Below are 18,960 nucleotides of genomic sequence, written 5' to 3' on the forward strand. Positions count from 1 at the left end.
CTGCGGGCCTGGCACCAGTATAGCCACCTATAGTACCATTTTATAATATATTCATAATCAGTAGGTTATTTGCTATTATTTGATATATAGAATCGAACGTTCCAGGCGTACAACGTGTTAAGATAGTATACCATTCTCCCCCTCTAAACTTGGTTTCGCCTATCACGCGGCTTGCCTGATATCGTTGGTTTGCGTCTATATTTGACCCAACCACTGTATCTGGCACAGAACGTGAACGGGTTATTTCATCACTTGCAGGACACTTTATGTCAAAGAACTTAGTCATTGTCGAATCGCCCGCGAAGGCGAAAACAATCGAAGGCTACCTCGGCCGTGACTTCACCGTCCGGTCTAGTTTCGGCCATATCCGCGACCTGCCTAAAGACGGCCTGGCCGTTGATGTGAAGAACGGTTTTGCCCCGGATTACCAGATTTCACCCGATAAAAAGCAGCTCGTCAGCGAGTTAAAGAAACTGGCAAAAGACGCAGACGAAGTATGGCTGGCCACTGACGATGACCGCGAAGGCGAAGCCATATCGTGGCATTTGAAAGAAGCACTCGGGCTGAAAGCCGATACGAAGCGGATCGTTTTCCGGGAGATCACCAAAAATGCGATACTGAATGCCATTCAGATTCCTCGTACTATCGACCTCGATCTGGTTAACGCACAGCAAGCCCGGCGCGTGCTCGACCGGCTTGTCGGCTACGAACTGTCGCCGGTGTTATGGCGTAAGATCAAAGGGGGCAGCACCGGCCTTTCGGCAGGGCGGGTACAATCTGTTGCCCTCCGGCTGGTGGTTGAGCGGGAGCGGGAAATCGATAAGCACAATGCCAAGTCAAGTTTCAAGGTAACGGCTCAATTTATTGTAGACGGCGGTAAGGTGCTCAACGCCGAACTACCCAAAAACTTTGCCACGGTAGCCGAGGCCCGCAGCTTTCTGGAGCAGTGTATCGGCGCCACCTTCACGATCAAGAGTCTGGAAGTGAAACCAGCCAAGAAATCGCCTGCGCCACCCTTTACCACCTCAACCCTCCAGCAGGAAGCCTCGCGTAAACTGGGTTTCTCCGTAGATCGTACCATGCGGCTGGCTCAGAACCTGTACGAAGCCGGTAAGATCTCGTACATGCGGACCGATTCGTTGAACCTCTCAACGGAGGCTGTCGATAAAGCTGTTGCCGAAATTACGTCTGCCTTTGATGAGCGGTATGTACAGAAACGGCATTTCAAGAATAAGAACGAATCGGCCCAGGAAGCCCACGAAGCCATCAGGCCGACAAACTTCAACGACCACAGCGCTGGTGCCGATCGGGACCAGAAGCGGCTTTATGAGCTGATCTGGAAACGGTCAATTGCCTCACAAATGGCCGACGCCCAGCTGGAGCGCACCACCGTTACGATCAACATTCGCACCACGGGCGTTCCCACAACGGGGTTCCCGACAGAGCTTGTGGCTCAGGGTGAGGTCATTAAATTTGATGGCTTCCTGAAAGTGTACCTCGAATCGAAAGACGATGAGGATGACGAAGAAGCGAAAGGTATGCTTCCCCCGCTGACCATTGGGCAGGAGCTGGATCTCAGCCAGCTGAAGGCGTCGGAGAAGTTCACTCGTCCACAGCCCCGTTACGCGGAAGCGTCGCTGGTGAAAAAACTCGAAGAGATGGGCATTGGCCGTCCGTCGACTTATGCGCCAACCATCTCGACAATCATTAACCGTGGGTACGTTACCAAGCAGGACAAACCCGGTCAGGAACGAACCTACCTGGAATATACCCTGCGGGGCGAAAACATCACCGAGACAAGCGGCAAGGAAACGTTTGGGTCAGAAAAGGCCAAGCTGTTCCCCACCAATACCGGCGTTGTTGTCTGTGACTTCCTGATGGAATATTTCCCCGGTATTGTCGATTACAAGTTCACCGCCAACGTTGAGCAGGAATTCGATGAAATTGCGGATGGCAAGCTGAAATGGCAGACCATGCTGGAAGAATTTTACGGCGATTTCCACAAAAATATTGAAGACATCCAGGGAGCCGCTGCCGGGGTTAGCTTCAAGACAGGCGCCCGTGAGCTGGGTATCGATCCTAAATCAGGTAAACGGGTATCGGCGCGGCTGGGTAAGTACGGTGCTTACGTTCAGATCGGCGAAGCCACCGACGATGAGAAGCCACAGTATGCGAACCTGCGCGACGGGCAGTTGATCGAGGCGATCACGCTCGACGATGCGCTGAGCCTGTTCGGTTTACCCCGCGAGGTTGGCTTCTATGAAGACCAGGCCATGACCATCGGCATCGGTAAGTTTGGCCCCTATGTAAAGCACGATGGCAAATACGTGTCGCTGGCTAAAGAGGACGATCCGTACACCATTACTGCCGAACGGGCCATAGAACTCATTCAGCAAAAACGCGCCGAATCGGCGAGTGAATCGATTGGTGAGTTTGACGGCAAACCGGTCACTACTGGCAAGGGGCGTTTTGGCCCGTACGTAAAATACGAAGACAAGTATATCTCCCTGGCCAAAGGCGAACAACTCGCCGGACTCACGCTGGAACGGGCGATTGAACTGATTCAGCAAAAGCGGAACGCGGAAGCCAATAAGTACATCAAAGAATTTCCGGAACGTCCCGAGATTAAGGTAGTAAATGGCATGTACGGCCCCTATCTGGCAGTTGGTAAACGCAATGTACGGTTGCCAAAGGACATTGATCCAGCTGAACTAACGCTGGAAAAATGCCTCGAATTGGCGGGTGAGGACACGAAAGGCGAACCCGCAACGAAGAAAACGGCTGCTAAAAAGACAACGGCCAAAGCGCCAGCGAAAAAGGCGGTTGCCAAGAAGAAATAACGTCAGCCTATACAGGTCAAACAACAGAAGCCCCACCTTCCGGTAGGGCTTCTGTTGTTTGACCTGTACGTTGTTTTAACGGAACGTACCCGGAAAACACGCAGGCAACTTGTCAAACTCAGTCAGATTTTTGTATATTAATCAGATGGAAACGCGTCAGAAAATTGTCGTATTAACGGGAGCAGGTATTAGCGCGGAGAGCGGTATTGCCACGTTCCGTGACTCGAATGGGCTTTGGGAAAATCACCGAATCGAGGACGTAGCCACACCGGAAGGCTGGCGTAAAGACCGCCAGTTAGTGCTGGATTTTTATAATCAGCGACGCAAACAGGCGCTGTCTGTTGCGCCTAATGCCGGTCATTATGCGCTGGTCCGGCTGGAACAGTATTACGATGTTACTATCATTACGCAAAACGTAGACGGGTTGCACGAAAAAGCAGGTTCCAGCCAGGTCATTCATCTCCACGGCGAATTATCGAAAGCCCGTAGCTCTATCGATGAATCACTGGTCTACGAGATTGATGGTTGGGAGATCAAGCTCGGTGATCAGTGCGAAAAAGGATCACAATTGCGGCCTCATATCGTCTGGTTTGGCGAATCTGTTCCCATGATGGAAGAAGCCGTTGATATTGCTTTAACAGCCGATATCTTCATCGTTGTGGGTACGTCACTGGTTGTTTATCCGGCAGCGGGTCTGGTTGATTTCATTCCGAAAGCGGTTCCAATTTATGTGGTTGACCCGAACCTGCCCGATATCCGACCACGACCTAACCTCACGCTTATCGGTGAACCTGCCAGCGTAGGCATGACAACCCTGGCAGATCAGTTGATTGCCAGGGCCAGTCGGGAGGAAAAGGCCGTGTAAGTTCGCCTAAACAAGGCCAGCCGCGTTTTACCGCTATGACACTTGCGGAAAAGACGCGGCTGGCGCATCAACTGCTCAACGAACGATACGGCATTCAGGCGATTTACGGGTACCAAGACCCGATGCATGAGCTGGTAGGCACCATATTGTCTCATCGGACCACTCATGCTAATGAAGTAACAGCCTACCAGACTATGCGGGAACGATTTCCGAGCTGGGAACAAGTTCGTGATGCGCCCGTAGCCGATTTGGTCGAGGCAATCAAAACGGCTAATTATCCTGAAGTTAAAGCGCCTTACATTCAACAGCTGCTGTCTGTATTGATTGCTGAACGGGGCGAAGCCAATATCGATTTTCTGGCCGATCTATCTACCGAAGAGGCCATGCAATGGCTGACTCGCCTACCAGGGATAGGCCCCAAAACATCGACCCTTTTATTGCTTTTTACCTTTCACAAACCCGTTCTCCCCGTAGACACCCACGTACACCGGGTCACCCAGCGAGTTGGTCTGATCGGGCCGAAAATCAGTGCGGGCAAGGCGCATGACTTGTTGCTGGCGGCCCTACCGCATGACGCCGTCGAGTTGTTCAATTTTCACAAACATTTCTACTGGCACGGCCAACGTGTCTGTACCTGGTACACTCCTCAATGCAGTCAATGCTCATTGGCACCGCACTGTGATTTTCTACAATCGGGCAAAACAATGGTGTTGAGCAGCACACCGGCGCGAAAAAAGTAAGTTTTGTCGGGGAAATTCAGAGTGGCTTTCCTTTCTGCATTCGTTTTAGCCTGTCTTTATAGGCCTCTTTGTCTGCTTCTCCTGCCTGTTCAGCCAGTAAGAGGGCTTGTTCCTGCAGTTGAACTGCCAGGTCTTTCTGGCCCGTTTGGTACAGTAAACAGGCGCAGACACCAGCAGCGGCAGGCGTTTCGGCTAGTTGATTTACCTGCCGAACATAATCGGCCATTGTTTTCAGCTTGGCCTCATCTTTAACGTTCTTGAAAAAATACCAGCCAATGCTACACAGCTTGGTGTAAGTCAGCCAGAAAGTTGTTGAATCCTGGAGCTTCGCTTCGGCCGTCAACTTAGGAAGTAGATGCGATCTAGCATAGGTTTCTGCCTGGGCTGCGTACTGATTCCATTCTTTCAACGCCTGATAAAACTGAGCGCTGTATTCCGCTTTTCGTTCATCAACACCTTCCGTTTCTAATTGCTCCACGGCGTTCAACAGCATGGGTAGCCGCTTTTCATCCCGATTCTCCGCCGATCGCTCTATATCCTGACTTAGCGCTATCCGGGCTCGGTCACGAAATCGTACGTCATGTTTATTAGCCACCAGTACGTCGAACGCTTTACTGTCTACCCGTGTCACGTGTTCGTAAGCGATCAACAGCTTTATAGGTACGTTCAATGAATCGTCTGGTACGTTGGGTAGTTTTCGAGTACACTATGTGTCTCCTGTCCATACTTGCGGTGTAGTGTCAAGAGGTTCCGAACCAAAGCAGGTGATCGATCGCCTTCCTTAAATTTATTCTGCTGCAATGCCATCGTAATACCGTCGGGCGTTCGCAACATCGCCTGTTCGCCTTCCAGCATAAAAAACATCGCTGGTCTGTAGCCGACAAACCTGTGCACAACCTGCCCGTCGCCATCTATAAACAGGCCTGTTGGATACGATCTAACAGCATACTCGGCGGCCAGAGCCATGCCACTGCGTTCTGCGTTTGCCTTGTAGTTGATGAAATAGCCATTGAATTGTTTGCCTACCGTTTCGTTGGAAAAGACGGTGCGGTCCAGCATTTTGCAGGGGCCGCACCAATCTGTATAAATATCAACGAAAATGAGCTTGCGTTGCCTTTTCGCCTCTGCCAATACCTCCTTCCAGCTTTTGGTCTGAAAGTTTATCTGAGCAAACAGTATGGTAGGCAAACAGTATAGCGCGAGTATGCCAGGTAGCGTTCGTTTCATAAGAGGCCAATAGTGGAACAAGTGTCATTCTAATGTACCCACAAATCAACAAAAAATGGACTACGGGTACCATGCCTTGATACCAATAGTCCATCAAATTTCACTGACGGGTTATTATTCGGTCAGTTTACCCCCATATTTCTGCTCGTAAAAGGCCATCGACTGGCTCACCCAGTTATCCCGTTCGATTCGGCCGGGGAAAAATTCGATGATTTCGTTCACCTTGTCGATGTCTTCCTTCGTAAAATTACCGACCTGCCGGAATGTATAGATACCCAGGCTGTGGAGCTTCCTTTCCAGAAATGGACCAACGCCAACTATCTCTTTCAGATCGTCGGCTTCGGCAGCCGTAGCCCGGCCAATACGGTCGAAATTGATTTCGCTGGCCCGCGATGCAATGCGGGTAAGCACAGCGTCTTCGGAACTCGCTACCGGCGCAGCGGATACAGCAGGCAGGGCGACGGGGACTGGTTCAGGCACAGCTACGTCGACTATATTACTAACTGATGGTAATTCAACAGGCACCTCCAGGACCGGCGCGGCCATTGCCGGTACAACCTGCGGTTCACTAACTAGAGCAGGCATTACCGCCTCTGTCCGAATAGTATTCATCGGTGATTTCGGCGCAGCGGCCTTAGTACGTCGGCAATCGTTCAATTCGGCCTCTTTCTCGGCAATCTGTGCCTGTAAAGCATTAACTCGGCTATTTAGGATAAGGCGGGCAATCAACCAGCCAACAAAAGCTGCCAGCGCAAGCAGCAACAGCATTTCAATGATGGCAACCGGACGACTAAAAGGATCTAATCCAAACATGGTCTAGGGGGGTTAAGCGTTACGTTTCTTACGGTCAAAATCAGCTGACTGGCCCACCCAGTCATCCCGTTCAATTCGACCGGGGAAAAACTCGATGATATCGTTTACTTTGGCCACATCCTCTTTTGTGAAGTTGGCTACCTGTCGGAACGTGTAGATGCCGATAGCGTGAAGCTTCTTTTCCAGAAAGGGGCCAACACCGATAATATCTTTCAAATCATCGGCCTCAGCCGCTGTAGCCCGGCCAATACGAGCCAGATCCAACTCATTGGCGCGGGCACGTACCCGGTTCAGGATCAACGTTTCCTGATCGGCGGGGGCCGACACTACCCGCTGGCAATCAGCGAGTTCACGTTCTGAACTGGCCAGATCACCTGCTAGCTGGGCAATCATCCCTTTCCGGGAGATATAACCGATAATAAAACCCAGTGTGCCAGCCACAAACAGCATAATCCAGTGCTGCAGGGTTGCATCGGGTAAATTCAGGGGATTCATGGTAAACATAGTGCTTCAGCGGTTTCGGTTATTGGACTACAACTGTAACTCGACGGTTAGCCTTACGGCCTTCCATTGTCTCGTTCGACTCTTTAGGCTCCGACTCACCCTTTGCCTCCACAACGATCTGGTCGCCATCAATGCCTGCCTTTTTCAGCCGACTCTTCACGTTGCCAGCCCTGGCTTTCGACAGTTCAAGGTTTACCGCCTCTGGCCCTGCGTTATCAGTGTGCCCTGTCAGCATCAGCTTTTTACCTTTATTCTCTTTCAGGTAGTTGGCTGCTTCATCGAAGAATTTCTTTGTCTCTTTGGTCTGAATATACCCTGACTGACCGAGTTTGAAGTAGAGGTCAATGGGTTTGAAAACAGATGTAAACTTCTGGGCATCGGCCAGTGCCTCTTCTGTTTTAGGAATGACCTTCGTCGTTGTGTCAACCACTGGTGCTGGGGAAGCCTCGCCACTGAAGGCAAACGTCAAGCCACCGTAGAGGGAATCGCCTTTTGTATTGTAAGGCATCAGCTCAGCATTGGTGTCGCCGATCAGTACGCCAGCCGTTGCTAACTGCCCGGCCGACACACCCAGTTTTACCAGTTGTGCTTTGATATCCTCGGCTCGTGCAATACCCAGATTAGGATAGGTAGATGGGTTCTGCTCATCGGCCTGATAATAGCCATTGATGGTGAGCAGGCGAGACGTATTGGCTTTCAGGTAATCGGCCAGCGACTGAAGTGTATTACCAACGGCGGCGGCATTTGCAACAGCGCCTGACTTAGCATAGCTGAAATTACCAGGTACGTTCAGGTTCAGTCGGTCAGCATCAACGATAGATAAGCCAGGGGCACTTACGCCCGTTGATACAGGCATTGATGTGGGTAGCGGCTTCTCCAGGCAGAGTTGCTTGATTTTACAGACGTGCCACCACGTCGATCCGGCCATCCAGACGAGGAGCAGGACAATCCAGGGGGTTTTGTTAGTGAACATAGAAAGATGATGATAAGGGCGCCTACCCCGGTGGTTAGGTGTAGGAAATTGGTTAGACGAAGCAGGTCGCTAATCGTCATCCAAAAATAGAACTGTGCTGTATAAATGCAACACTATCAGGCTTTTTCAGCAAGTAAAGAGCCGGATGCCTAACCCGTGAAACGGCCTTTCTGAGCAACCGAAAAGATCTCCGCTCCAGGATTAGCGCACTTAACGGCCAGCTCGCTGCTGCGATTGGGCGAAAACAAAAAAGCCTTCCCATTGTGAGGGAAGGCTTTTTAAACAGATGAATGATACCCTTAATGACTGCCTAGCACTTCATCGAGCATGACGTTTGCCAAAATAGCAGCCCGCTGACGGGCAACAGTTGCATTGTCGCTGGTATTGACGCGTACGTTCAGGATGTGATTGTTTAGCAGGACATGCATCGTTTTTGTTGCAGCATCCCAAACCGCTTTATCGCCCAAACCCGCATACGCCGCAAACGTTCGGGTACTAACGGCAGGCGTCACCAGTTGCGCAGCCACCGGCGTCTCGCGCGATACACTCGTGGCTGTATCGTTCTTAGCGGATGCATCCTTCTTGTTGACTGACCCGGTTGCTGACTCAGCCGGCGTCTCGGCTCCGGTACCCGCTATTTTCTGGCCATTGAGTTCCTTTTCTTCGTTCATGGCCGATGGAACGGGCATCATCTCTGTGGCCGCCGGCTTATTCTGATACATTCGGTCAAAGGCATATTCAGCATGGTAAATGGACTGGTAGGGCCGTGGAGTGGCGAATGAAACATCCACTTCATTTTTTCCCCACACAAACTTTCCGCCCTGCGCTTCGTCGACAACCTCCACTTCGGTGTCGCCACCCAGTTCGAACGTACCCCGTACGAGGTCTTCAGCGAGTAAATTGCTTGCCTTATCGTAAAGTGCGTCGTTTGAGAGCATCCGTACACCGACGACCTCGCGGGCCAGATAAGGGCTACCTGTACCTCCTGCATCATTGGCAGCGTCACGCTCGCTAGGCCGGCACGACGCCATGCCCAACAGAGCTATTGAGAAAAGAATGGCTGATTGTTTCATAAGTTGACTGATAATCCCCTTCTCAACTCAAATTCCTGGCAGAATGTTACGGAGATGATTTTAGCGGCCAACCAACGATATGGCAGTAACAGCCTGCCGATTCTAGCGTAGTTTTGTGCCACATGGATGCTATTGACCGTATTGCTGTGCCACCGGGTCGTCAGATCTACTTCGCCTCTGATTTTCACCTGGGCACTCCCTCCCCTGCTCAAAGCCGCGAGCGTGAAGCAACTGTCGTGCGCTGGCTAAGTGCGGCAGAAGTCGATGCCGCCGCCATTTTTTTAGTTGGCGATGTGTTCGATTTCTGGTTTGAATACAAGCATGCCATTCCAAAGGGATTTACCCGTCTACAGGGCAAGCTAGCCGAATTGGCCGACGGTGGCCTGCCGATCACGCTGTTTACGGGCAACCATGATATGTGGATGCGGCAGTATTTCACCGACGAACTGGGCATTCCGGTTTACCGGCAACCCCGTGATTATCAACTGGGCGACAAACACGTTCTGATCGGTCATGGCGATGGTTTAGGGCCAGGCGACCATGTGTATAAACGGCTTAAGAAGGTGTTTGAGAACGAACTGGCCCGGCAAGCTTTTCGCTGGCTGCACCCAGACATAGGTATCGGGCTGGCTCAGTCCTGGTCGCGCCGCAGCCGGATCAGCAACGCTCAAAAAGGGGAAGAGGTGTTTCGGGGCGAAGAACACGAATGGCTCTGGCATTACTGCCGCGAAGTAGAGGCCCGGCAACACCACGATTACTATATTTTCGGTCATCGCCACCTTCCGCTCGACTTAGCCGTTTCGCCAACCAGCCGCTATATCAATCTCGGCGAGTGGGTTCATGCCCGTACCTACGGCGTTTTCGATGGCGACACTGTGCGGCTGGAAACATATCAAAGGTGAAAGAGCGAAAGAGTGGCTGACGCAAGATTACGCTGGTGTCAGCCGCTCTTTCACCCTTTCGCTTTTTCGCCATTCACTCTTTCACCGTCCCTTCCCGTTTACTGTCCCGGTTGGCCTGTTTAATTGTTTCGCCAATCATGTCCCACTGCTGTTCGGTCACTTTTTCGAGGTGGCTGAATTCGCCAGCAGCCAGCACCTCACCGCCATCAATGGTTATGCACTCGCCGGTAACGTACCCAGCGAAGTCGGATAGTAGATAGGCAGCCAGATTGGCCAGTTCCTGATGTTCGCCGACACGCTTTAGCGGAATTCGACTAGTGGGGTCCATCATGCTGGCCAGTGGTTCAGGGAATAGCCGATCCCAGGCCCCTTTTGTCGGAAATGGCCCCGGCGCAATGGCATTGAGGCGGATTCCATATTTACCCCATTCTGCCGCCAGTGATTTCATCATGATCAACGCCCCGCCTTTAGCCACAGCCGATGGAACAACGTACCCGGAACCGGTTGTCGCGTAAGTTGTTGAGATATTGAGTACCGTCCCTTTGATCTTGTTCTCGATCCAATATTTACCAACGGCCAGCGTGAAGTAATACGTACCCCGCAGCACAATGTCTACCACTACGTCGAACGCTTTGTACGACAACCGTTCGGTAGGGCTGATAAAGTTACCCGCCGAGTTATTGAGCAGTCCGTCGATACGTCCGAACCGGGTAATGGTGTCGGCCATCACTTTCTCAATCGCCATCGGGTCACGTACATCGCAGGATACAGCCAGGATCTGCCCCGCCCCGGCCTGGTCGCTCATTTCCCTGGTTAGCTCTTCGGCCGTCTGGTCCAATACCGCTTGGCGGCGACTACAGATAGTGACGTTGGCACCGAGTTGCAGAAAATAACGGGTCATTGATTTCCCAAGGCCTGTTCCGCCACCGGTTACAATAATTGTTTTCCCCTTAAGCGCATCATCGCGCAACATGCCTGTAGTTGTCATATGAAATGAGTGTCAGAGTGACCAGCGAAAGAGTGAATGATGAAGGTGTGTTCTGCCAGCGCGGCTAGATAGTACTTGTGTCAGCTACCCCTTCACTCTTTCGCCATTCGCTCTTTTAATTAATAGCCTCTATTCAGTTTTTTATTAAAAGCAGCCTGCCGACGCTCTGATGTGGCCTGCATAGCTTCTGAAAAATCCATTGACTGCAATTGCGATGAGTTCCAGACTGCCACATACTGCAAACCAGCCTCAACAGACTTGTCAAGGCTGTAGTTAAGTACCTCCTTGGCGCCTTGAACAGCCAGAGCCGCGTTATCGGCAATCTGGTGGGCCATCGCGTCTGCTTTCGCAAATAGTTCGTCGGGGGTATCAAATACGTGGTTGACCAACCCGGTTCGTAACGCAAAGGGGGCATCATAATCCCCGGCGGTAAACGCCATTTCGCGGGTAATTCCTTCGCCCACAATGCGGGGCAGCCACTGTAGTCCACCAATGTCGGGCGTGATGGCCAGTTTGGCCTCGCGCAAACTGAATTTTGCGTTGGCGGCACAAAGCCGGATATCAGCAGCCGAAATCATGTTCAGCCCTCCACCAATGCACCAGCCATGAACAGCCGCAATGAATGGTTTCGGTGACTCATGCATTTTTTGAAAACCAGCCTGCATTTGCCGGATCATGGCCATGAGCTCTCGCCGACGATCGGCCATCTGATTGCCCCCTACCATGGCGGCGAGTTTAGGCATCATTTGAGGTAGGTCGAGGCCATACGAAAAATGGTCGCCGCTACCCCGAACCACCACCACACGGATGTCGTCCATGCCGTTTATCTCGTCGATCGCCTGTGGCAGTTCAGCCCAAAAGTCAGGCCCCATTGCGTTACCTTTTCCGGGTCCCGACAAGGTCAATGTTAGTACGCCGTTTTGAGTAGTCCATGAAAGCGATTGATACGTCTCTGCCATAGCAAGTAGTATGCGTGCATACTATTTTGGTGCGTGGCAAAGGTATACATTCCCTTAAAAAGACAAGGCCACTACCCCACAAATACCGGAAAATCATCCAGAAAGGTAATGCCGGCCGTTTGGTGGCACACAGCACAGCAATAGTGGACGAGCCCATTGGTAATAACCAGATAAGGGGCCTGATGCACGTGATTGTACCGCGCCGCCTGATCGAATACGGCCTGTGTGAGGGGGATGTGCGCCGCTTTGCACTCAACAATCAAAAATGGTTTTCCTTCACGCGTGAAGGCCACTAAATCCGTGCGTTTCTGGGTAGCATTCAGGGTTACGCCGCCTTCTGACCGGATCAGTGCTTTCGGATATTGATAATGGTTGATGAGCAGGTTCACCACGTGCTGACGTACCCACTCTTCGGGCGTCAGGCGAACGTGTTTACGACGTAACAAATCGAAAATATACGGTTTGCCATTGATCTCCGTAAGTTTACAATCGAATTCGGGCAGATTCAGCGCGTCCATACACGAAGATACACGGTGAAGAACGTACCTGAGCCTTCACGCGTTAATACACCCAATGAAAACAAAGGAAGAAATAGTACAGAATTGGCTCCCCCGTTACACCGGTACGCCTATTGATCAGTTTGGCGAGTATATTCTGCTCACCAATTTTATTAACTACGTCGAGATGTTCGCTCAGGATCACGACGTAGAGATCTATGGCATTGGGCGAGCCATGCAAACAGCCACAGCCAATAACATCACCATCATCAATTTCGGGATGGGCAGCGCCATGGCCGCCACGGTTATGGACCTCCTTTCGGCAATTAGCCCCAAAGCCGTGCTATTCCTTGGCAAATGTGGGGGCCTCAAACGACGGACGCTGCTCGGCGATCTGATTTTACCCATTGCGGCCATTCGGGGCGAAGGAACCAGCAATGATTATATGCGTCCGGAAATACCGGCGCTGCCCTCTTTCCGGTTACAGCGGGCCGTTTCGTCGACGATTAAAAAGCACGAACTAGATTACTGGACGGGTACGGTTTATACAACCAACCGACGTATCTGGGAGCATGACGAAACATTCAAGGAATACCTCCGCGAAACCCGGGCCATGGCCATCGATATGGAAACAGCTACCATCTTCACGGTAGGTTTTGTCAATGCCATTCCACACGGAGCGCTTTTGCTGGTATCTGATAACCCGATGGTGCCGGAAGGCGTAAAAACCGAAGAGAGCGATAAGAAAGTGACCAGTTCGTTTGTCAATAAGCACCTGCAAATTGGCATCGATTCCCTCCTTGAGCTAGCCACATCGGGCGAGTCGGTCAAGCACCTGCGGTTCGAATAGGAGAAAGGAAGGAGGAAAGGGAGGGAAGGGAAGAAGGAGAAAAGGGAGGAAGGAGGAAAGGGAGGAGAGGGAAGAAGGGGATTGCTGACGCACGAGTAAATACGCTAGCGTCAGCAATCCCCTTCTTCCCTCTCCTCCCTTTCCTCCTTCCCCCCTCCTCCCTTTTCTCCCTCCTCCCTTTCCTCCTTCTTCCCTTTCCTCCCTCCTCCTTTAATTACAATAATCGCTAATCACTTTATAGGCCGGCGTATAGCCCAGCTCGCCTGATTTCGACAAATCCAGGCAGCCGCCATTGTCGTCGCCCAAACCGTGACGAATGATGCCCCGTACGTAATAGGCCTCTGCGTAGCGTGGGTTCAGTTTGATAGCGCTGTTGCAATCGAGAATGGCCCCTTTCTGATCGTTTTGAGCCGATTTGATCATCCCTCGACTGAAATACGCTTCGGCGTAGGTTGGATTTAGTTCAATCGCCTTGTTCAGGTCAGCAATAGCTGTTTTAGCGTCGCCCTGTTTGCTTTTGCTCATACCCCGGCTAAAATACGCCTCTGACCGTTCAGCGGATAGTTCATTTAGCTTGTTCCGTTCCTGCACGACATTACGCAGGTTATCGAGCGTGGCCCGGCTGATCCGTCCATTAAAAAATACCTTCGACTCCGTATTGGTATTATTCAGTTCAATAGCCTGATTGAAATCCAGGATAGCGCCTTTCTGATCACCCAGTTTGCTACGGCAGAAACCACGCCCGTAATACCCTTTGTAGTTGCTGGCATCCAGAACAATAGCCCGGTCGTAGTCAATATTAGCGCCTTTGAAGTCATCCAGTTTGCCTTTGGCAAATCCCCTGTTCAGAAACGACTCGGCATCATCGGGGGTTATCTCAATGGCTTTATTCAGGTCAGTGATCGCGCCACTGAAATCGCTTAACTCGATTCGCGAAGCGCCTCTGGCTGCATAAGGCTGCGATTTTTTAGGACTTAGTTCGATCAACTTGGTAAAATCGGCAAGGCTACCTGAGTACTCCTCCAGCTTTTGCTTTGTCATACCACGCGCATACAGCGCTGCCTGATTAGCAGGCTCCAGCTCGAGGGTACGGTTAAAATCCTGCAAAGCACCCCGATACTGTTCCAGCTTACTACGGCTGGCTCCCCGGCTATAATAGGCCTGCGGATCTTCCGGGCTTAATTCGATAGCCCGACCAAAATCGAGCAAGGCTGACCGATGGTCGTCTTGCCGGCTTTTGCTGACCCCTCTGTTCAGGTACGCCAAGGCGTCTTTCGGATTGAGCTCGATAGCCCGGTCATAATCGAGAATGGCCCCCCGGTGATCTTTCAGATTCGCTTTGGCTAACCCCCTGTTGTAGTAGCTGGCAGCATTATCGGGATTCATTGTGATGGCCATACTAAAAGCCTGGAGCGCACCCGTAAAATCACCAGAGCGACTTTTAGTAACCCCACTCTCAAAATAATCGACGGCTGTTTGCTGAGCTAATGACGGTGCGCCAGCGATGAAGCTTACCAGCAACACTAGGGCAGGTAGAGTACGACGTATCACAAATGAAACAGGTTTAAGTTACGTAGCTATAGTTAGCTAATGGAGTTTAAAATTACAATATGGGACGTGGCACAACAAATTAAGTTTCCCTTGCTGGCCGACCTACTGTCTTTATTAACCTAAATGGTGTATACTCCCAGAAATATATCAGACAATTTGACATATATCAACAAGACAAAAACGCTTTTTTAAGACAAATTGTCACTAAATGGCAGTTGGTATTGGAATTGATTATAGCTGTGTATCCTGCTCTCGAACGCAGTTAAACACGAAACAACCATGAACACCTTATCACGTATCAACGCAATGCCTACTTTATTCGACACTTTTTTCGGGCCTTCATACGCTACTCGCCCCTACGTTACCCGGTATACAAAACCAGCAGTAGCTACGCCAGCGGTTAATGTGAAAGACACCGAAGCCGCTTACTTCATTGATGTAGCTGCCCCTGGCGCGAAGAAAGAAAACTTCAGCCTATCGGTTAATCAGCAAATCCTGACGTTAGCGTTCAAAAACGAAGAGAAAACCGAAGAAACCAAAGACGCCTACGTACGTCATGAGTTCAACGCTCAATCGTTTGAGCGTAGCTTCCGGTTGCCTAAAACGGTAAACGTAGAAGGCATCAAAGCCACGTACACCGATGGTATTCTAACCGTAGAACTTCCAAAAATGGAAGAGCCAAAACCAGAAGTGAAACAAATTGACATTGCCTGATCTGGTAGTCAGCCTGACCATCTGATTGATGGCATAAAAAAAGACCTTCCTGAATTGGAAGGTCTTTCTTTATGTAGCTGTATAAGCAGTTAAAACGAGTAGCGAAGGCCAAACTGCATCTGCCAGCGCGATGATAGCTGATCAACAGAATAGGGCGAAGCTGGGTTGGCCCAGGTAAACGTTGGGTCACTGCCAGGTACGTTGCTCGCCGAGTAAGCTGGATTGGTGGCCCGGGCCAGCCCTACTGAAGCTGTTGAGTTGAACGTATTGGGCGAGAAGTAATAGTAGCCCAATTTCTTATCCACCAGATTCAGGAAATTGAAGATATCGTAGCTAAACTGAATCGTGTGGCGTCCCTGAAGCCGGAACTCGTGCAGCAATCGAAGATCCATGTTATTGTTCCAGGGCGTGCGACCCGCATTACGCTCCGTGTAATTTCCTTTGCGGCTACTCAGGTACGTGTCACTGTTCACAAAATTCATGAAATCCTGCGCCTGCGTGCCCGTTGGCAATAAGCGTTGCGCTTCGGCCAGATCGCGCGGGATGTAGGCCAACCCGGCAGACTGCGCCGATCCGGCAATGTTCGAGTTGATGTAACCCCAGGTGAACGGACTACCCGACTGGAACGAATAGAATAGGGTAAACGTCGTGGCATTCTTGGGATTCCAGGTCAGCCGGTAGTTGATGTTACCAACAATGCGGTGCCGGATGTCGAAGTTCGAGTACGCCAGTGATGGGTTGTTGGGAGAGAGCGACTGATTGAGTTGCCAGTTCGATTCCATCGAGTTCCGGATTCCATTCGAAATATCATACGATCTGCCGTAGGTATACGCCGCCGAGAAACCGATACCAGCAGCCACCTGGCGTTGCACCTGGAACGTAAAGCTGTAGCGATAGCCCTGATCGGTATTCGACAACATATAGGCGTTGGCGAAATTTGAATTGATCCGTTGGGCACCGGCCGACCCGTTTGCCGCCACATAAATAGGCTGTTGCTGGCTGGCATCGAAGCTGTAGTACCGTACGGTATCTTTCGTGTTTACCTGCTGAAACTTAACATCCTGGATCACCTGCGTATACAGCCCTTCTACCGTGAATTTGTACCGCCCAACGGTATAGTCTACGGCCAGGTTATTCCGCCACATCTGGGGCATCTTAAAATTGTTCGCTACCAGATCAACCTGCGTGGTACGGGTTGTCGAATTGGCCGCATTGAACCCGGATGCGCCACCGGTAGCCGGATTCAGTGGGTCGCCTTTCGGGCGGCTGGCAGCGGCGGCAGTAGCAATGTTGTTGTAGTCGTAGGCCCCAAAGCCAACCCCATCATTGTAGTAGGCGTAACCAAGCCAGGCAAACGGAATCCGCCCGGTGAACGTACCTGACCCACCGCGAATGATCAGACTCCGATCGCCCAGTGCATCAAAATTGAAGCCGAGGCGGAAGGACGGTTGACTAATGTTCAGGAACTGGTTATTGATCTGATTGATTGGGGTCTGCGTGGTATAGGTAGTGCCGTAATTCTGATTCAGCACCGTAGCAGGTACCTGTGGGTTCAGGCCAGGATGCTTTGGTAATCCCGCGTAATCGATCCTGACGCCGGGCGACAGGCGCAGGTTGTTGGTCACCTGAAAATCATCCTGAAAATACAGGCTCATCAGGTTCACGTTGAACGATGAGTACGGATTATTCACCTGGTAGTCGCGGTTGTTCTGCGCATCATTCAACGCGTAAGAGCCCCGCACCCGATTGGGCAGTTGCGCCAGAAAATCAGTTGGGTTCCGGTACGCGATCCGGCCATTCAGCGCGTTCACGAAGCCGTACGTAATGGCATATAATTCGTTATGCGTACCCAGGGTGAAAGCGTGTTTGCCCTTGAAAAACGACAGGTTATCGGTCACCTCAAACGTATTCTGGCGGAGGTTGAATACGGTGGCTTCCCGGTCATTACCCAGCAGAATGGTCCCGCCGTTGTATCCAATTTCTACCTGCGGAAACGACTGGTTGTTAGACAGTGGCGTGCGGTAATCATGCACGGTTGAATAACCGAGTATCAGGCTGTTTGATATATTGAGCTTGCCACCAAACCGACTTTTCAACTCAGCCACGGTGCTGCTCTGGTCATTATTCTGGCGATAATCGATGCTGCCGAAGCGAAAATTCAACGCATCCCGTTCCAGGTTCGTGGCTTCCGAAAACACCGTGTTGTTGCGCAGCGTAAGCTGGTGTTTATCCGATATATTCCAGTCCATCCGGTTGAAAAATTTCGTGCTCTTCGAATAAATGCTGTAATCGCCCTGATACGCGCCGGCATCGAAACCGTACTGCTGCTTCACAAAATCACTGATGCTCTGGGCCAATGCCGCGTCTTTAATCAGCGACGAAGACGTACCTGCCTGAAAGAGCACCGGGTCACGCCGTTCCGTAATTTCTTCACTGGTAAAGAAAAACAGTTTGTTTTTGATCAGCGGCAGGCCGACCCGAACGCCCGTTTGCACGTCATGATAAGCCGCAGGAAACTTGCTGCTGGTGCCATCGGCACCGCTATACTGCCCCACCAGCGACGCATTTCTGCCGTAGGCATACACCGAACCTGTCACTTCGTTGGTACCACTCCGGGTAACTGCATTGACAGAGCCGCCCAGAAAATTCCCGATTTTCACATCGAAGGGAGCCAGATAAACCTGCACATCCTGAATGGCGTCGAGCGAAACGGGGTTTGTGCGCGTACTCGAACCGGGTTGCCCGGACGTACCTGTTGTGCCGCCCAGCGACGGACTAAACCCGATGGCATCGTTGTTGATCGTACCGTCTATGGTTACGTTGTTGTAACGGAAGTTGGTACCGGCAAATGAGTTGGTATTTGTAGCCTGCGGCGTAAGCCGGGTAATATCCTGAAAACTACGCGACAGTGTCGGCAACTGCCTGATCGATGCTTCGCCTATAGTAACACCGGCTCCCTGACGATCTCCGCCGCGCGTTGCCTTAACGACTACCTCGCCCAGGCGCTGACTATCGCTTTTCAGCGCAACATCCTGCCCCTGGTTCGAGCCCAGGCTAAGATTCAGATCCCGACGGGTTTCGGCAACGTACCCAACATAGGTAACCTGCATTTCGTAAGGGCCACCCGGCGTCATATTGAAGATCCGGTAACGACCATCTACATCCGTAACAGCGCCATAGCGGGTACCGGTCGGTATGTGTGTCAGTTGAACGGTGGCGCCAATCAGGGCATCGCCTTTGGCTTCAAGCACGCGCCCATCAATTGAACTGGTTGTTATCTGTGCCCAAAGGCTACTGGTTATCAATAAGCTCAAAAAGGTAAAAAGTCCCTGTTTCATGTCAATCATTCATTGATCAGGACAAAGGACAAGGGGTCATCTTAAACCCGAATTAAAGAACACCACCTGGTTTATTACCATTCTGTTATTTTTTACAGCGTTGATTTAACATAAAATGAGCTTAGA

General features: G+C 51.3%; 17 protein-coding genes. 6 read left to right on the forward strand and 11 right to left on the reverse strand.

The window, feature by feature from the left end:
* Positions 1–266: 266 nt before the first annotated feature.
* The 3 genes from topA to ACAW75_RS09285 all read left to right on the forward strand — a co-directional run bounded on the left by topA (position 267) and on the right by ACAW75_RS09285 (position 4,445).
* Complete coding sequence (topA, locus tag ACAW75_RS09275) at positions 267–2,840, forward strand: type I DNA topoisomerase (RefSeq protein WP_370728413.1); 2,574 nt, start codon at positions 267–269, stop codon at positions 2,838–2,840.
* A gap of 145 nt (positions 2,841–2,985) precedes the next feature.
* Positions 2,986–3,705: an SIR2 family NAD-dependent protein deacylase gene (locus ACAW75_RS09280; protein ID WP_370728414.1), complete on the forward strand. Its 720-nt coding sequence runs from the start codon at positions 2,986–2,988 to the stop codon at positions 3,703–3,705.
* Positions 3,706–3,740: 35 nt separating this feature from the next.
* The gene (locus ACAW75_RS09285) at positions 3,741–4,445 is read left to right on the forward strand and encodes an endonuclease III domain-containing protein (RefSeq protein ID WP_370728415.1); all 705 of its coding nucleotides are present in this window, start codon (positions 3,741–3,743) and stop codon (positions 4,443–4,445) included.
* 16 nt (positions 4,446–4,461) lie between these two features.
* Here ACAW75_RS09285 and ACAW75_RS09290 read toward each other — a convergent pair whose 3' ends face one another.
* From ACAW75_RS09290 to ACAW75_RS09315, 6 genes are all read right to left on the reverse strand, one after another.
* Positions 4,462–5,115, reverse strand: coding sequence for a hypothetical protein (locus ACAW75_RS09290; RefSeq protein WP_370728416.1), 654 nt, complete (start codon positions 5,113–5,115; stop codon positions 4,462–4,464).
* Entirely contained in the window at positions 5,112–5,672 is a 561-nt protein-coding gene (locus tag ACAW75_RS09295; RefSeq protein ID WP_370728417.1) for a thioredoxin family protein, read from the reverse strand. The genes ACAW75_RS09290 and ACAW75_RS09295 overlap by 4 nt, the downstream gene beginning before the upstream one ends.
* A gap of 114 nt (positions 5,673–5,786) precedes the next feature.
* Positions 5,787–6,485, reverse strand: a complete 699-nt coding sequence (locus ACAW75_RS09300) for a helix-hairpin-helix domain-containing protein (RefSeq protein ID WP_370728418.1) — start codon at positions 6,483–6,485, stop codon at positions 5,787–5,789.
* A gap of 12 nt (positions 6,486–6,497) precedes the next feature.
* Positions 6,498–6,989, reverse strand: coding sequence for a helix-hairpin-helix domain-containing protein (locus tag ACAW75_RS09305; protein ID WP_370728419.1), 492 nt, complete (start codon positions 6,987–6,989; stop codon positions 6,498–6,500).
* A gap of 19 nt (positions 6,990–7,008) precedes the next feature.
* Positions 7,009–7,962, reverse strand: coding sequence for an OmpA family protein (locus ACAW75_RS09310; RefSeq protein WP_370728420.1), 954 nt, complete (start codon positions 7,960–7,962; stop codon positions 7,009–7,011).
* A 299-nt stretch (positions 7,963–8,261) separates the two neighbouring features.
* Positions 8,262–9,035, reverse strand: a complete 774-nt coding sequence (locus ACAW75_RS09315) for a hypothetical protein (RefSeq protein ID WP_370728421.1) — start codon at positions 9,033–9,035, stop codon at positions 8,262–8,264.
* Between the two features lie 122 nt (positions 9,036–9,157).
* Here ACAW75_RS09315 and ACAW75_RS09320 point away from each other — a divergent pair, with 122 nt between their 5' ends.
* A complete protein-coding gene (locus ACAW75_RS09320; RefSeq protein WP_370728422.1) occupies positions 9,158–9,937 on the forward strand; it encodes a UDP-2,3-diacylglucosamine diphosphatase in 780 nt (259 codons plus the stop codon).
* A gap of 73 nt (positions 9,938–10,010) precedes the next feature.
* Here ACAW75_RS09320 and ACAW75_RS09325 read toward each other — a convergent pair whose 3' ends face one another.
* From ACAW75_RS09325 to ACAW75_RS09335, 3 genes are all read right to left on the reverse strand, one after another.
* A complete protein-coding gene (locus tag ACAW75_RS09325) occupies positions 10,011–10,925 on the reverse strand; it encodes an SDR family oxidoreductase (protein WP_370728423.1) in 915 nt (304 codons plus the stop codon).
* Between the two features lie 119 nt (positions 10,926–11,044).
* Positions 11,045–11,884 carry a crotonase/enoyl-CoA hydratase family protein gene (locus tag ACAW75_RS09330; protein ID WP_370728424.1) on the reverse strand — a complete coding sequence of 280 codons (840 nt, stop codon included), beginning with the start codon at positions 11,882–11,884 and terminating at the stop codon, positions 11,045–11,047.
* Positions 11,885–11,955: 71 nt separating this feature from the next.
* Positions 11,956–12,402, reverse strand: coding sequence for a type I restriction enzyme HsdR N-terminal domain-containing protein (locus ACAW75_RS09335; protein WP_370728425.1), 447 nt, complete (start codon positions 12,400–12,402; stop codon positions 11,956–11,958).
* A 55-nt stretch (positions 12,403–12,457) separates the two neighbouring features.
* Between ACAW75_RS09335 and ACAW75_RS09340 the strand changes: the two genes are divergently transcribed.
* Positions 12,458–13,231 (forward strand): AMP nucleosidase, encoded by a 774-nt coding sequence (locus ACAW75_RS09340; protein ID WP_370728426.1) that lies wholly within the window; start codon positions 12,458–12,460, stop codon positions 13,229–13,231.
* A gap of 210 nt (positions 13,232–13,441) precedes the next feature.
* Here the strand turns inward: ACAW75_RS09340 and ACAW75_RS09345 are convergent, their stop codons facing one another.
* A complete protein-coding gene (locus ACAW75_RS09345; RefSeq protein ID WP_370728427.1) occupies positions 13,442–14,782 on the reverse strand; it encodes a tetratricopeptide repeat protein in 1,341 nt (446 codons plus the stop codon).
* Between the two features lie 279 nt (positions 14,783–15,061).
* On the opposite strand from ACAW75_RS09345, the gene ACAW75_RS09350 reads away from it, so the two are divergent.
* Positions 15,062–15,496, forward strand: a complete 435-nt coding sequence (locus tag ACAW75_RS09350; RefSeq protein ID WP_370728428.1) for an Hsp20/alpha crystallin family protein — start codon at positions 15,062–15,064, stop codon at positions 15,494–15,496.
* 89 nt (positions 15,497–15,585) lie between these two features.
* On the opposite strand, the gene ACAW75_RS09355 is transcribed toward ACAW75_RS09350, so the two are convergent.
* A complete protein-coding gene (locus ACAW75_RS09355; RefSeq protein WP_370728429.1) occupies positions 15,586–18,834 on the reverse strand; it encodes a TonB-dependent receptor in 3,249 nt (1,082 codons plus the stop codon).
* Between the last annotated feature and the right edge of the window lie 126 nt (positions 18,835–18,960).

Origin of the sequence: Fibrella arboris (genome assembly GCF_041321095.1) — a bacterium.
GTDB classification, from domain to species: Bacteria; Bacteroidota; Bacteroidia; order Cytophagales; family Spirosomataceae; genus Fibrella; species Fibrella arboris.

What these genes read in the sequence shown, in the direction of transcription:
- ACAW75_RS09310 (WP_370728420.1), bottom strand. Translation starts at nt 7,962, where the DNA reads ATGTTCACTAACAAAACCCCCTGGATTGTCCTGCTCCTCGTCTGGATG.
- ACAW75_RS09340 (WP_370728426.1), top strand. Translation starts at nt 12,458, where the DNA reads ATGAAAACAAAGGAAGAAATAGTACAGAATTGGCTCCCCCGTTACACC.
- ACAW75_RS09285 (WP_370728415.1), top strand. Translation starts at nt 3,741, where the DNA reads ATGACACTTGCGGAAAAGACGCGGCTGGCGCATCAACTGCTCAACGAA.
- ACAW75_RS09305 (WP_370728419.1), bottom strand. Translation starts at nt 6,989, where the DNA reads ATGTTTACCATGAATCCCCTGAATTTACCCGATGCAACCCTGCAGCAC.
- ACAW75_RS09295 (WP_370728417.1), bottom strand. Translation starts at nt 5,672, where the DNA reads ATGAAACGAACGCTACCTGGCATACTCGCGCTATACTGTTTGCCTACC.
- ACAW75_RS09330 (WP_370728424.1), bottom strand. Translation starts at nt 11,884, where the DNA reads ATGGCAGAGACGTATCAATCGCTTTCATGGACTACTCAAAACGGCGTA.
- ACAW75_RS09325 (WP_370728423.1), bottom strand. Translation starts at nt 10,925, where the DNA reads ATGACAACTACAGGCATGTTGCGCGATGATGCGCTTAAGGGGAAAACA.
- ACAW75_RS09280 (WP_370728414.1), top strand. Translation starts at nt 2,986, where the DNA reads ATGGAAACGCGTCAGAAAATTGTCGTATTAACGGGAGCAGGTATTAGC.
- ACAW75_RS09320 (WP_370728422.1), top strand. Translation starts at nt 9,158, where the DNA reads ATGGATGCTATTGACCGTATTGCTGTGCCACCGGGTCGTCAGATCTAC.
- ACAW75_RS09355 (WP_370728429.1), bottom strand. Translation starts at nt 18,834, where the DNA reads ATGAAACAGGGACTTTTTACCTTTTTGAGCTTATTGATAACCAGTAGC.
- ACAW75_RS09300 (WP_370728418.1), bottom strand. Translation starts at nt 6,485, where the DNA reads ATGTTTGGATTAGATCCTTTTAGTCGTCCGGTTGCCATCATTGAAATG.
- ACAW75_RS09335 (WP_370728425.1), bottom strand. Translation starts at nt 12,402, where the DNA reads ATGGACGCGCTGAATCTGCCCGAATTCGATTGTAAACTTACGGAGATC.
- ACAW75_RS09315 (WP_370728421.1), bottom strand. Translation starts at nt 9,035, where the DNA reads ATGAAACAATCAGCCATTCTTTTCTCAATAGCTCTGTTGGGCATGGCG.
- ACAW75_RS09350 (WP_370728428.1), top strand. Translation starts at nt 15,062, where the DNA reads ATGAACACCTTATCACGTATCAACGCAATGCCTACTTTATTCGACACT.
- topA (WP_370728413.1), top strand. Translation starts at nt 267, where the DNA reads ATGTCAAAGAACTTAGTCATTGTCGAATCGCCCGCGAAGGCGAAAACA.